This window comes from Flavobacterium phycosphaerae, from assembly GCF_010119235.1.
Taxonomy (GTDB): domain Bacteria; phylum Bacteroidota; class Bacteroidia; order Flavobacteriales; family Flavobacteriaceae; genus Flavobacterium; species Flavobacterium phycosphaerae.
This window is the reverse complement of the sequence record NZ_JAAATZ010000001.1, coordinates 3104498-3118090: the sequence shown is the minus strand read 5'-3', so window position 1 is coordinate 3118090 and position 13593 is coordinate 3104498. Positions and strand designations below refer to the sequence as shown.

Annotated in this window: 12 protein-coding genes; 1 reads left to right on the top strand and 11 read right to left on the bottom strand. The window is 38.0% G+C overall.

The window, feature by feature from the left end; translation table 11 throughout:
• Positions 1 to 23 precede the first annotated feature (23 nt).
• From GUU89_RS13875 to GUU89_RS13850, 6 genes are all read right to left on the bottom strand, one after another.
• The gene (locus GUU89_RS13875; protein WP_162128469.1) at positions 24 to 788 is read right to left on the bottom strand and encodes an oxygenase MpaB family protein; all 765 of its coding nucleotides are present in this window, start codon (positions 786 to 788) and stop codon (positions 24 to 26) included.
• 42 nt (positions 789 to 830) lie between these two features.
• A complete protein-coding gene (creD, locus tag GUU89_RS13870; RefSeq protein WP_394350925.1) occupies positions 831 to 2180 on the bottom strand; it encodes a cell envelope integrity protein CreD in 1350 nt (449 codons plus the stop codon).
• A gap of 84 nt (positions 2181 to 2264) precedes the next feature.
• The gene (locus GUU89_RS13865) at positions 2265 to 2858 is read right to left on the bottom strand and encodes a DUF1361 domain-containing protein (protein WP_162128467.1); all 594 of its coding nucleotides are present in this window, start codon (positions 2856 to 2858) and stop codon (positions 2265 to 2267) included.
• Between the two features lie 121 nt (positions 2859 to 2979).
• Positions 2980 to 3276, bottom strand: a complete 297-nt coding sequence (locus GUU89_RS13860; RefSeq protein WP_162128466.1) for a winged helix-turn-helix domain-containing protein — start codon at positions 3274 to 3276, stop codon at positions 2980 to 2982.
• A 7-nt stretch (positions 3277 to 3283) separates the two neighbouring features.
• Positions 3284 to 3829 carry a hypothetical protein gene (locus GUU89_RS13855; protein WP_235922054.1) on the bottom strand — a complete coding sequence of 182 codons (546 nt, stop codon included), beginning with the start codon at positions 3827 to 3829 and terminating at the stop codon, positions 3284 to 3286.
• Positions 3816 to 4436: a hypothetical protein gene (locus tag GUU89_RS13850; protein ID WP_162128465.1), complete on the bottom strand. Its 621-nt coding sequence runs from the start codon at positions 4434 to 4436 to the stop codon at positions 3816 to 3818. Before GUU89_RS13850 ends, GUU89_RS13855 begins: the two co-directional genes overlap by 14 nt.
• 84 nt (positions 4437 to 4520) lie before the next feature.
• On the opposite strand from GUU89_RS13850, the gene GUU89_RS13845 reads away from it, so the two are divergent.
• A complete protein-coding gene (locus tag GUU89_RS13845) occupies positions 4521 to 5888 on the top strand; it encodes a M28 family peptidase (protein WP_162128464.1) in 1368 nt (455 codons plus the stop codon).
• A 71-nt stretch (positions 5889 to 5959) separates the two neighbouring features.
• On the opposite strand, the gene GUU89_RS15455 is transcribed toward GUU89_RS13845, so the two are convergent.
• From GUU89_RS15455 to kdsA, 5 genes are all read right to left on the bottom strand, one after another.
• Positions 5960 to 8485 carry a choice-of-anchor L domain-containing protein gene (locus GUU89_RS15455; protein WP_235922085.1) on the bottom strand — a complete coding sequence of 842 codons (2526 nt, stop codon included), beginning with the start codon at positions 8483 to 8485 and terminating at the stop codon, positions 5960 to 5962.
• A 68-nt stretch (positions 8486 to 8553) separates the two neighbouring features.
• Positions 8554 to 10797, bottom strand: coding sequence for a fibronectin type III domain-containing protein (locus tag GUU89_RS13835; RefSeq protein WP_162128462.1), 2244 nt, complete (start codon positions 10795 to 10797; stop codon positions 8554 to 8556).
• A gap of 14 nt (positions 10798 to 10811) precedes the next feature.
• The gene (locus tag GUU89_RS13830) at positions 10812 to 11855 is read right to left on the bottom strand and encodes a choice-of-anchor J domain-containing protein (protein WP_162128461.1); all 1044 of its coding nucleotides are present in this window, start codon (positions 11853 to 11855) and stop codon (positions 10812 to 10814) included.
• A 34-nt stretch (positions 11856 to 11889) separates the two neighbouring features.
• The gene (locus tag GUU89_RS13825; RefSeq protein ID WP_394350924.1) at positions 11890 to 12756 is read right to left on the bottom strand and encodes a hypothetical protein; all 867 of its coding nucleotides are present in this window, start codon (positions 12754 to 12756) and stop codon (positions 11890 to 11892) included.
• Positions 12746 to 13564: a 3-deoxy-8-phosphooctulonate synthase gene (kdsA, locus tag GUU89_RS13820; RefSeq protein ID WP_162128459.1), complete on the bottom strand. Its 819-nt coding sequence runs from the start codon at positions 13562 to 13564 to the stop codon at positions 12746 to 12748. Before kdsA ends, GUU89_RS13825 begins: the two co-directional genes overlap by 11 nt.
• Between the last annotated feature and the right edge of the window lie 29 nt (positions 13565 to 13593).

Genomic DNA, 13593 nt, shown 5'->3' with positions numbered 1-13593 from the left:
TGCTCAAAAGAACAGGTTTTAGGTTAGCCTACCCGAATGTCTAATTCGTTTATTTGTGTTTTATAGTCATAAGGAAGTAAGAGGTTTTTAATGGATTTATCCATCTTGATAAGCCTACTCATTTTATAAACAGAAATCATAGGTTTAAGCCAATAGAAATCATTAAAATGCAGTAGTCGCTTTACCCTATTCGGGACTAACAACTTTTGGCTTTCGATCAGCATTTTGAATCGAATGTTGCCAAGATGCTTTTTATATTGTTTGAAAAGATCAGCGGTGTACTTACTTCTTTTTAAGTCTTCGTTCAAGTGATTTTCTCTTACCAGCAGCCATTCTAAATAATTTGACGGTAATCCAGTTAATCCCATTCTAATTCCAACACGATAAAACACATTGTAAATTTCTTCTTTTTCATCATTGCTAAGTCTTTTTTCTAAGAGTTCGTAGGATGCTATTGAATAATGAATCAGCATAAACAGTACATCACGGTAAGCCCAATCGGGTATGCTTGTACCTCGATTTTGCTCTACAGTGCTATGTATTTGGCGCATGATATCAATAGCTTGGTTGGCTTCCTCTGTAGAAGAGAAAACTATTTTTCTCGCGTAGCTTACGGTGGAAAACAACCTTCCTAAAGGATCGGAAGGCAATTTCCCAGTAAAATAAAGCCAGTCCACCGCTTTGTTAAGGGCAAACTCGGCAGCCGCTCCGGCAAAGATGAAAAGCACGGTGTCGCTTTTACCCCAAATTTTTCTAACTACCGAGTTTTGTTTGACAAAGTATTCCATAATTTTAACTACAGTTTAGTCATGAGTTTTTACTCATTTTACTTATTTATTCCAATCGATTTTTCTTGAAAAATACATCACAGCGGCCAAAATCGCAAACAAGCCAATGCTGCCTACCAACAGCGCGTAATCTTCCAACTGAATAATCACATAAATGAAAGTATACAGTACCGAAAGTGCTACGCCAATAAACATTGGGAATTTTCTATTTTTTAAAATAGAGACCGAATAAAGCGTGATCAGTCCTACAACGGAACTTCCGGCTATGGCATAAGCCAAACTAAAACTGCTGTGCTCTGTAATCGAAATCAGCAAGGTGTAAAACATAATCAGCGCCAAGCCAATCATGGAATACTGAAAAATGTGAATATTGATTTTGCTGATCGATTGAATTAGGAAGAAAATCAGGAAGGTCAAGCCAATAACCAGAAATCCGTATTTAGAAGCGCGTTCGTTTTGTTGGTATTCGTCTACGGTTTTAATGAATTTGACCCCAAACTGATAATCGTCTAAAAAAGGCGCCGCGCCGATATATTGTTGTGAAAAGGTTCGGTTAATGTCTAATATTTTCCAATCGGCATGAAACCCTTTATGGCTGACGTCTTTTGTGTTGTGGCTTGCTGCAAACGAGCCTTCAAAACTGGGTGAATCCCAATCAGAATCAATACTAACCTTGGTTATTTTGCCTATCGGAATAAATTTGATGCTATTACTTCCGTTATAGATAATACTAAAATTGAAGTCTACTTTACCACCACGAGCCAGTTGCTTGTAATTAAAAGGATTGGAAGCTAAAATACAGTAATCACTTTTGTTGCTGTTTTGAGGTTCGAAAATTAATTTCTCGTTATTTAACTGAATCTTGAGTTCGCTTTTAATGCTTTTCAGGTTGGTGGTTTTGACTAGAATGGTTGCTTTGTCCCATTGCATATTTTCTTCGGTTATGCCCAGTTTTGAAAAATCAGGATTTGCAAAATTCCCTTTAAAATTCATATTGGCCGTGAATACCACATGGTTAAAAATACCTCGTTTTAGTGATTCATTCTTTTTTACATTAGAAGTATTGGTCAGTTCATTCGGAAAGAAATAAGCATAACTGGTGGTTGCTTTTTTCTCTATCGTCGTTACTTTGGTCTTGGTATCCGTTACACTGAAATTTTCATAAGAAGTATACGGTACTCGGAGCATAGGGCCATAAAACAAGATGTCTTTTCCCCATAAATCGGTTACTTCGTCTACCATTTCCGACTTGCGTTGGGAGCGTTCCCTAATTAAATCCTGAACAAAGAATAGCGGAATCAATAGGACTAGCGTTAGGAATCCCACCATGATCATTTTGGCAGTATTCGATTGAAGGAATGATTTGGTTTCGGTGATTTGATTTTCTTGAATTTCCATGATTAAATTTTTAATAGTTATTAATTTTTGATTGAATAAATAGTGATGATAAATGGATATTTTTTCTATTGTTTTGTACTACCATGATTTGATTATGGTCTTGTTTGTTAGATAAAAAAAGATATTGTAAACAAGCCAAAGAAAACTTCCAAAAGTTATTGTGAACAATACGGTATCAAAATTGAAAATGCTTTTACTGCTATAGTATAAAAGAGAAATAGGGTTGCTTAAAATATCCCAACTGTTGAAACGTAATATTCTTCCCAAGTAGATGGCAAAGGCGGATAAGTAAATAATACAACTGATAATTGACCAACATTTTTGTCTGTTGTATTTCATTTGTAACAACAGATGAATGTCTTTCAAAGAAAGTAGCCCGGCATAAAATCCGGCAATGGTAAAACTGCTCAATAGTACAATGTCAAAAGTATATTGTTGACTGTTTATATGGCGCAGATGTATAAAATCGGTTATCAGGTAAAACGTATTGGGCAGAAAAAGTAACCAGCTCAATAAGATTAAATAAAAACTCAGAGTGTTGGGTACCGTAGTTTTTATTTTTGAAGACAGTAAACATGGAATGTAAGCCAGAAACAAATTCCAAATCAAAAAGAGTAAATAAATCTCGTGTGTCAATTTTACTCTCAACAATATAAGCGCTATAGGCAGCATACCCTAGAGAATTAAGATTGAATCTTGTTTTTTGTCAAATAAATAGAGGGTCAATAACTTATTCATAATAATTAAATTAAAAGTACTTTGAAATTCAAAGTTTGTAAATAAAAAAATAGAACTAACTTTTCGAGATTAGTTTTTCTAAGGCTTCAATATGATCTTGAAAAGCTTTCTTCCCGGTGGGTGTAGCCATGTATTTGGTATTTGGTTTTTTTCCGATGAATTGTTTTTCAATCATAATATAATTTTCACTTTCCAAAGCTTTGGTGTGACTCGCTAGGTTACCATCCGTGACGCCCAATAATTCTTTCAGCATATTAAAATCGGCATTTTCATTCACCATGAGAATCGACATGATGCCCAAACGAATTCGGTGGTCAAAAGCTTTATTGATATTTTGGATAATGTTTTTCATTTGTTACTTAATCAATCGAATGCCAAGTGCCTTTTTTGAAAAATACGTTTTGGTATTTATCGGAATAAAACACATAATAAAAAGACCAAATTTCCCTGTATAATGCTGGATTGTCTGCAATGATATGAAATTTTGGTTCCTCAAAAATTAGTTTTAGTCTCGGACTTGGTGTATAATATTCTTTAATTTCTGCTTTTCCTTTGATGGTTTTTACAATTCGTTCTTTGTTGGTTATATAAAACAGTATTTGGTTGTCCTTTGTAATGGTAAAGCGATAGTGATTGTACTGCCAATCGGCTTGTTTTCCGGCAAATTTATCACGATCAATGACATAATCACCGTAAATATCTTCTTTCTCTATTTCTTTTTGGAAGTCACAAATTTTACGATACATAGCAAAACAATCAAGTAAATCAATCCAATCCAAATCCCACCCGCTATTTTTCCAAAAATACGTTTTTTTGTAATGAGCCACAGCAATAGCAGTAAAACAGTTGCCGGAACTAGGATGAGAAGAAGAAAAAAGAAGAGGAACATTGTTAGTTTCGATCATATTTAAAATACATAATGCTTCCGTATAAAATATGGCAAACGCCAAACCCTAAAGCCCAAAACAATAAACCGTAATTTAAAATCCAGGTGGATAACAAACCTAATACGATCATTGTAATTCCCAAATAGCGAATATCACCCAAAGTATATTTACTGGCATTGACACACGCTAATCCGTAAAAAATAAGCATTAGTGGTGCTATCAAATTGAGCATTTCCTTTTCAAGAAGAAAGACAATAAAAAAACCACCCGTCAATAGTGGAATGGCAAAATTGATCACTAATCGTTTGGAGGCGGGATTCCAAATTGTTTCATTGCTTTTAATGGCTTTTTTATAGCTCAAAGCTATGCAGGTTACTAAAGATAAAAGGATAACGGATACGGCAATACTAAAAAGGTTGATGACAGCATCATAAGCAATAACAATCTGGTCAGATGTTCCCATAGCGGCCTCAGTGTATATGGTTTTGTAGGCCAACCAAGCGCCAATCAAGCAATAGATACCGGCCAGTACTCCAGATAATCCACTAAGTGAAATGAATCGTGACGATTGCGACATCATTTGCTTGATGTCCTTTATATCTTTTAAATAATCTTTTGTTTCCATTTTTAAAGTACTTTGAAAAACAAAGTAAATAAATTATTTTTCTGTGACCAAATGTTTTTTAAATTATTTTTGAAAAAAAAACATATGAAAAAAACAACCCTTTTCTTCTTGATGGTTACCGCTTTTTTGCATTCGCAGAGCAAAGACGAGCTAATGCTGAAAGACATCTACAAATTTTCACTAACAAAAGTCCAATGTTATGCTTGGTTAGATGATTTGTCTAATAAAATTGGAGCAAGACCATCAGGTTCACCCGGTGCTGAAAAAGGGGTGGCGTATACTAAAAAGCAATTGGAAACACTAGGTATAGATAAAGTCTATCTTCAGGAAGTGATGGTGCCAAAATGGGTAAGAGGAGAAAAAGAAACAGCTTATATACTGGATAATAAGACCAAAATTGCGGTCCCTATTTGTGCTTTAGGCGGTTCGGTAGCTACTTCTCAAAAAGGATTGAATGCTGAAGTGATAGAGGTACATTCAATAGAAGAAGTAAAGCAATTAGGAGTAGCAGTTAAAGGAAAAATAGTTTTTTACAACCGCCCAATGGAACCCGAAAATATTGAAGCTTTTAAATCGTATGGCAATTGTGTTGACCAGCGTTTTTACGGAGCCAAAGAAGCTGCTTTGCAGGGAGCAGTTGGGACTATTGTTCGTTCTATGAATTTGCGACTAGATGATTTTCCGCATACAGGAGCGCAAAGTTATGGCGATTTGCCTAAAGCCAATTACATTCCGACTGCGGCTATCAGTACTAATGGTGCTGAACTTTTGAGTAAAAAGTTAAAAGAAAACAGTCATTTGCAATTTTTCATGAAGTTGTCTTGCAAACAATATGACGATGTACTCTCGTATAATGTGATAGGCGAAATTACCGGTACTGAGCATCCGGAAAAAATTATGGTGGTGGGTGGCCATCTTGATTCCTGGGATTTAGCCGATGGGGCTCAGGATGACGGTGCCGGCTGTGTACAAGCAATGGGAGTAGCAGAAATCTTCAAAAAACTAAATTACAAACCCAAAAATACTATAAGAGTAGTACTTTTTATGAATGAAGAGTTTGGAGGCAAAGGAGGGAAGAAGTATGAAGAACTGTCAAAACTAAATCAAGAAAATCACATTTTTGCTTTAGAAAGTGATTCCGGTGGTTTTTCACCAAGAGGATTTTCGTTGGAGTGTGATGAGGCCAATTTCAATAAAGTAAACAGTTGGGTCAAATTATTCGAGCCTTACCTGATACATAGTTTTGTTAAAGGACATGCCGGTTCTGATATTACGCCACTAACATCAAGTAAGATTGTAAAAGCCGGATTGAAACCTGACTCGCAGCGTTATTTTGATTATCATCATGCGGCTAATGATAAATTTGATTCGGTCAACAAAAGAGAGTTAGAGTTGGGAGCCGCTACCATGGCTTCTTTTATATATTTATTTGATCAATATGGAATTGATTAAACAGAATTTAAAAATGTTATAAATAAAAAACGTCCCAAGTAATGGGACGTTTTTTTATTGCAGTCTAACTTTTATTGTTCTCTGTTGATGTAGACCCAGCCCGTTTTAGCAGATTGATTGTCATTGAAATCAATTACATAGTAGTAAGTTCCGTCCGGTAATTCATCTCCTTTATCAGATTGACCCACCCATTGATTAGTGTAATTGGCTTGGGTGTATACTTTCATTCCGTAACGGTCAAAAATAGTCAACTTTTTCACGTTGTATCCGGTCAAATCTAAACTGTCATTTTTACCATCAGGCGTATTATTTACAGAAATTCCCTTTTGAATTTCACACAAAATTCTGTCCACTGATTTTAAATGCGATTTGATACAGCCGTCAACCGTAGTTACTTCAACTGAAAAATCAATAGGCACTGTTTCTGTAGCCGGAGTTGAAGCCAGATAATCGGTTACGTTGAAAGTATTTGAGTTGGTGCCAATAGTTTGTAAACTACTGTCGTACCAAGTGAAATTGGCCAAAGACACATCAAATGAATTGTTCAAAGCTACTACTTCCAAAGTGTATTTATTATTAATACAATTACCAATGATGTCAAAATCAAATCCGTTTTGTACCGTTACTGTTATACTTCCACCGCTAGAACATTGTGAAGCAGGAACTGGTGTAAAGACATAGGTTCCGGTTGCTGTATTGTCAATTGTTGCGGGTAACCAGGTTCCTGTAAATCCTTCAATCGAATTTGTCGGAAGAGCAGGAGCAGTTTCCCCAACGCATAATTGCGCAATAGAATTGAATGTTGCCGGTGTTTTTTGATTCACCGTAATAGTCAGTGTAGCTGACGTGGCACATTGTAGTGCATCAGGCGTAAAGGTATATAACGTAGTTATTGTATTGTCTAAAGCCGGTGACCAAGTCCCGTTGTAACCGTTATTTGAAGTAGTTGGTAAAGCACCACTTAAGGCATCGCCATTACAAATAGCGGCTACAGAGTTAAATGTTGGCAGTACCTTATCAGTAATATCAACCGTTAAGGTTGCCGCTATGGCACATTGACCCGCATCTGGTGTGAATGTATAAATCGTTTGCCCAACAATAGAATAATCCAAAATTGACGGTGACCATGTTCCGGGAATGCTTTCCAATGATGTAGTTGGTAAAACCACAGTGTTTGATGATACACAAGCACTAATAGCAGTTCCAAGACTGAACGTTGGAGTGGTTGGAGTTATCAGTGTTATGCTTGCTGTGTAGGCTGTTGCACATTGATTTGATGGCGTGAAAATATAATCTCCGGGTGTTGTGGTATCAATTGTGGCCGGTGACCAAGTTCCTGCATATCCATTGTCTGAAATTAAAGGCAATGCTGGGGCTACACTATTCTGACATATCGAAGTATCAAATGTGAATGCTGTAGTGACAAGTGGATTGACAACTAAATTAAAGGGTCTAACTTCAAAACAATGTGAGCCGTTATTTTCAATACGAACATATACGGTTTGTAAGTTAGCCACAGTGTTGGTATATAATGTCGGTAGCGGACTGGCAGCAGCATCGGCATTGTTTACACCGTCGTAGTAACTCAAAGTGTAATCCGCCGGATTCAAACTTCCTAAGGATGGTAAATCATTTTGACTTAAATCAAATTGACTAAAACCTGAATCATCACAAGCCGTTAAATTATTCGGAGTACCCGGAATTATCTGAGGATAATATTCAACCGTTATAGTATCTATAGCCGCACAAGTAGTATTGTTAAACTGAGCCGAAATACCATAGATTCCTGATTGTGTGATTACTAAATCCGGGCTGGTTTCATTTGGAATCGGATTGCCGTTGAAGGTCCAAGTAAATGTATATTGAGTTGGATCTAAACCACTTTCAATAGTGTAAATATCACCCGCACACAAAGCATTGTTAGTGGATTGAAGGAAATCGGTTCCTAAGTCAACGTTACCAATGTCCAAACTTCCGCCTTCAAGGAAAACGGCCGAATCAAATGCTGTATCCTGTCTGTCGGCAATCACTAATTTAATGTGATATTGATTCCCGGGAGTAACATTAGCTGTTGCTGTTAATGGTGTTGTTCTTCCGTTATAATTGGTCGGTGAAGCCAAAGGATCTAACCCCGTTAAGCCATAATATTCTCCAAAATATTGTGAGTTTACAGAATTACAACCGTTATTATATAATTGATCACGAATGGTAACAACCGATATCGGAGTGGTAGTATTTGGAACTACAGCAATATTAGTTGTAACTCCTGTGGCAATATCTGTCAGTAAAAAAGCAAAAGCATCTGAAAACAGACATTGGTATGTACCATACTCTTCAGAAGCAAAAATAAAATTAAAATTGATGGTATTCACCAACGGAACAAAATCAAACTCCAATTTAGTAGCATTTTTAGAATTCATAGGATTACCGGTAGCAGCTAATACAATAGCTTCCAACTGTGTATCTCCTGTCCATCCATTAGCTCCATCACTCAAGGTTGTGCTATTAGGTCCCGGGGCGCTAAGTGCATTTCCAGTGGTTAAAACAATTCCATCATTAAAAGGGAAATTAGATCCATTTTTGTTAAAATACCCAATACCGTTAGTCGAACTGAAGTTAGTTCCGGTAGAAGACGTTACATTGGTTACACTGGCACAACTTGAATTTAAAAGACATCCTCAACCAATTGTTGATTTGTATACTGTGTAGTATTAGTTTTGATTGAAGGGGGCAAAGTGGCAACACAAACGGTAAAGGTTGTGGTTTGCCCGGCTGTAGCCGTATACGAATAAACTCTTATGTAATAAGTTTGCCCGATTACTAAATTGGTCGCAATACTTGAATTAGGATCGCTACATGCAATTTGTGTTAAGGTACCACAAGATCCTGTATAAAGAACATGAAATAAATCTGTAGTGCTGCCAACAACATTTAATAATGAAATAACGTGTTGTGTACTGGTTGCCGTAAACTGGAACCAAACATCATCATCGTCAGTTCCGCCACATGTATTCCCTTGAGCCGAAGCTGTTGCGCCTAATATGCTTCCCGGTGCGGTTGCAACACAGTCAATGGTTGGATTCACCGGAACTACAGTAGCATTTATACATTCGTCATTGGCTATTAAAGTAGTAAATGATTTTTTATTAGACCAAAAACTCACATCTGATGCCGAACAAATAGCTCTTATATAAACATCATAAGTAGTTGCTGGTGATAGTAATGTAAATACAAATGGATTGACTGTGGTTAAAACCCCGGTAGAAGTTGCTGTTGGCGCTGGTGAGCCTCCTAACAAAATAATAACTTCCCATTGGGTGGCTGTTCCTGATTCAGTCCAAGCTACTGTAGCTCCGGTTTGCGTTACACCACTAATGGTTACGTTGATTGGTTTCGGACAAGTAGCAGGAAAACATTCCGCTGTACCGGTAAATAATGTTGTTAAAGGTGTGCCGGTTCCGGCAGGTTTTGTAAAAATCGTGGCTTGAGGTGCAAGCGATTCTTTGATAGATACGCCAAGTTCAGCAGGGAATGTTCCGGCATTACTCCAAAACAATTCAAAAGGTATACCATGACACAAAGGAACAAGTACTGTAATTGGGTTTAAATTATCAGCATCAGCCGGTCCGGTAAGAGTAGCTACTACTATACCATTTTGTTTCACTTGCATCGTACCACCGTTCCATCCATCTCCAAACGAATCGGTCATGATGAAAGAGTAATTACATTGATTGGCTAACGGACACAAGGCTGTCGTAAATGTTTTTACAGCACTCCAAGGTCCGATGCTGGTTGAAGAACATACAGGTCTTACATAAAAATCATAAATGGTGCCCGCCGTTAAATTGGTAATAACAAATGGGTTTGTCGGTGCTGCTACCCAGTTGGTTTCAGCAGCTGTAGGTGCTGGTAAACCCGTTAGCTGTACAAACACCTGCCATGAGGTTTCCGGACCATTAGGGGTCCATCCCAAAGTGACAGAGGTGTCGGATATACTGGTAGCCGTTAAGGCAGTAGCCGGTAAACATGCCGGGGTTACACAATCAACAACACCTGTGTAAAGCGTTGTTCCTGCTGATCCTACACCGGACGGTTTTACAAATAAGGTTTGTCCAAATGAATTGACAATTGAAATGCCCATGTCTCCGGGAAATGTTCCACCGTTATTCCAAAATAATTCAAACGGAATACCATCACACATAGCGACAGTAACAGTTATGGGGTTTAAGTTGTCAGCATCCGCTGGACCGGTAAGCGTAGCCACTACAATTCCATTTTGTTTTACTTGCATTGTACCACCAGTCCATCCGTCTCCAAAAGAATCTCTCATAATAAAAGAGTAGTTACATTGCTGAGCCACATCACAAATTTTGGTGTCGAAAGGGAAAGGTCCAGTCCATGCACTAAAAGTACCGTTACCACAGTCGGCTCTTACATAATATTGATAAGAAGTAGCGGCTGTTAAGCCACCGGCTAGGTAATTGATATTACTGTTGGTTGTGACTCCTGAACCCGATGGGATAGGATCTCCCAGGGTTTGTACTGCTACTTCCCATGAAGTGGCTCCACTCGGATTTGACCAAGATAAATTAGCCGAAGTTTGTCCGATACTAGAAACACTAAGATTGGTTGGAGGAGCACAGTTTACAGTTTGTATTACTAAAGTATAAGCAACAGTGTTAGGTGTTGGATTGGCCCAAGTTGAAATAACAAAATAATAGGTGGTTCCGGCTGTTACCGGTAAATCAAAAACTCTTGGGGTTACTCCTGCATTGGCAACTCCTGCCAAACAACTAACTCCAATATTGGAACAGCTATTATAAGCAAAAATTCCCGAATAGGTTGCAGTTGCTGTTGGAGTCATGCTAACGTTAATCGTTCCTGAAGCGGTTGCGGTATATGCATACACAACATCGTTTCCAGCTAAATAATTATTGGTAGAACCACAACCACTAGCCCCGGGCTTCCTTCTATTGCAGGATTATCGGTATAGTTTGAAGTGTTGTCTGTTGTGCTGTAGGGTAAAGTGCTAATTTGTATTGGTGCCGAACAACTGGTGCCGGGTGATGCGGTAGTAAAAGGGAATGGGCCTATCCAGCTACTGTGAGTGGCTGAACATAGAGCTCTGACATAATATACATAAGCGGTAGATGGTGTTAACGGGGTTCCTGTGGCTGTAGCTGTGGCAACATAAGGTAAGGAACCGTTATAAGTTACACCAACTCCGGTTGGAGTAGCAGAAGCCGGTAAAACTTCGATTTCCCATGATGTGGCACCACTCGGATTTCCCCAGTTTAAATTTGCTGAAGTTAAGCCAATAGCCGTGGCAGTTAAATTGGTGGGATCTAAACACTGTTCTACTATGCTAACATTATCCACTAACCAACGATCACCTCCTAAAACTGTTGAAGGTTGGGTATACACCATGACAAAAGCCACATAAACTTGTTGCCCGGCAAAAGCAGAAAGATTGACTACTTTTTCTTCATAAACATTATATACAGCGGTCAATTGAGCTTCTGTCCACTGCTGTATAGTAGAGTAATCTCCGGGAGTGGTTTGATTACCTGTAACCGGAGCCACTCTGATTTGATATATGGTCCCTTGATTGGCACTACTGAAAGAACGAGTGTAAAAATGCAACTGACCATTGGTAGGAATAGTTACTAAAGGCGTTGCCAAAAAATCTTCTGAAGTATTGTTTTGACCAATATTTTCTCGACTTACATAAGCTGCGTTAGCACCTTGATATACAATTGGTGGTGTGGTAACAGTACTGTTAATTCCCCATCGTTGTCCTAATCCTATACCGTTGTCAAAAACGGCCCAGTTTCCTGTTCCTAATGTCCAATTGGTTGAGGGTAAGACGTCAGGCCCCGTTGTTGATTCAAATCCTTCTACGGCCATTTGCGAATAACCGCTTACGGATAAGAGTAAAAGTAACAGCAATAATGTAATTTTCTTCATAATGATTGGTTTTTGGTCAATAGCTTACTAAAAATTATACTTTAAAAATTCCGCCAAAGGCAATAATCCTTTGGAAAAATAAAAAATGTTGTGAGGCCCTGTCTGCCGGATCTTGAGTGGTTCTAATATCCGGCATGTTAATATAGCCGCCTTTCAATTCTCCTTGCACAAAAAAATGTTTAAAGAAGGTTAAATTCAACCCTACTTTTGCCGAAACACCATAGCCTGAAACATGAAAATCATCGTGTCTTTCTTTACCTAAAAGTGTAACATTTGTTTTCGGAAGTAAAATTCCGGTACCAACGCCTTCGGTGATATTTACCTGAAATTTATCGGTGTTATTAATTTTGAATAACTTTGAAATATCATCTACGCGGCAAAACTCTGTATTGATATAATTTAAACCGTCCGTATGCTCAAATTTAAGAAATGCTTCAGTTAATAAAAGCTGTCCGTTAGGCAGTTGTTCTCCATAACTCCCTTCATTGGGATAATATCCGCTATAATTTACGGCTTTATCCTGAAACATAACATATTTCATGTGGTCTAAACCAATAGATATATTATAGTGGTCGTTTATAAAATACCCCATTCTGAAATTGGTTTGCGGAATGGTCATTCGACCCGGATTCACATAATCCATTTGCCAACCTTTTGGTTTGTCGTGCGCTACAACATCATACAAAGTAAAATCATAGTTGTCTCCTGTAAAATGGATATCAGATTTGGTAAAGCTATCGCGGTTTCCTCCCCAATAAACATAGAATTTTCCTTTATTGTGTGCGGTATATTTATCCGGAGTTGCCATTTGCTCTTGCGCTGTACCCACTAGGGTAATCCCAAAAAAAGCACTAGTTAGAAGAAGTGTAAATTTTCTCAAAATCGGATAATTAAAATTGATTAATGGTTTTACGTATGGCCACTAAGCGAGTCATAAGCCCTTCAAAATAATCGAGGTGTAACATATTGGCTCCATCACTTTTGGCATGTGCCGGATCAAAATGGGTTTCTATAAAAATACCATCAACACCTACCGCAATTCCGGCTTTGGCAATGGTTTCAATCATATCGGGTCTGCCACCGGTTACTCCGGCAGTTTGATTGGGTTGTTGTAACGAATGAGTAACGTCAAGTACGGTTGTAGCATAGTGTTGCATGGTTGGGATACCACGAAAATCAACAATCATATCCTGATAACCAAACATAGTCCCTCTATCGGTGACCATAACGCTTTGGTTATTGCAATCCAATACTTTTTGGACGGCGTGTTTCATGCTTTCCGGACTCATAAACTGTCCTTTTTTCAAATTCACCACTTTGCCGGTGTTGGCAGCTGCCACCACTAAATCGGTTTGGCGAACTAAAAATGCCGGAATTTGTAATACATCAACATATTCGGCAGCCATAGCAGCATCTTCATTAGTATGAATATCAGTAACAGTAGGAATATGAAAAGTTTCAGAAACTTTGCGAAGAATTTTTAAAGCTTTTTCATCTCCAATTCCAGAAAAACTGTCTATTCTGGAGCGATTGGCTTTTTTGAAAGAACCTTTAAAAACATAAGGAATTTGGAGTTTGTCAGTAATGCCGACTAATTTTTCAGCAATTCGCATTGCCATTTCTTCACCTTCAATAGCACAAGGGCCGGCAAGGACAAAGAAATTTCCACTATCAGTATTCTTGATTTGTGGAATGGTATTTATATTCATAAATTTTTGGATTTAAAAACCGCTAAGTT

Excerpts from the sequence above, each read along its gene's own strand:
- GUU89_RS13860 (WP_162128466.1), bottom strand. The coding sequence starts at position 3,276 with ATGAAAAACATTATCCAAAATATCAATAAAGCTTTTGACCACCGAATT.
- GUU89_RS13850 (WP_162128465.1), bottom strand. The coding sequence starts at position 4,436 with ATGGAAACAAAAGATTATTTAAAAGATATAAAGGACATCAAGCAAATG.
- kdsA (WP_162128459.1), bottom strand. The coding sequence starts at position 13,564 with ATGAATATAAATACCATTCCACAAATCAAGAATACTGATAGTGGAAAT.
- GUU89_RS13855 (WP_235922054.1), bottom strand. The coding sequence starts at position 3,829 with ATGATCGAAACTAACAATGTTCCTCTTCTTTTTTCTTCTTCTCATCCT.
- GUU89_RS13845 (WP_162128464.1), top strand. The coding sequence starts at position 4,521 with ATGAAAAAAACAACCCTTTTCTTCTTGATGGTTACCGCTTTTTTGCAT.
- GUU89_RS13865 (WP_162128467.1), bottom strand. The coding sequence starts at position 2,858 with ATGCTGCCTATAGCGCTTATATTGTTGAGAGTAAAATTGACACACGAG.
- GUU89_RS13830 (WP_162128461.1), bottom strand. The coding sequence starts at position 11,855 with ATGAAGAAAATTACATTATTGCTGTTACTTTTACTCTTATCCGTAAGC.
- GUU89_RS13875 (WP_162128469.1), bottom strand. The coding sequence starts at position 788 with ATGGAATACTTTGTCAAACAAAACTCGGTAGTTAGAAAAATTTGGGGT.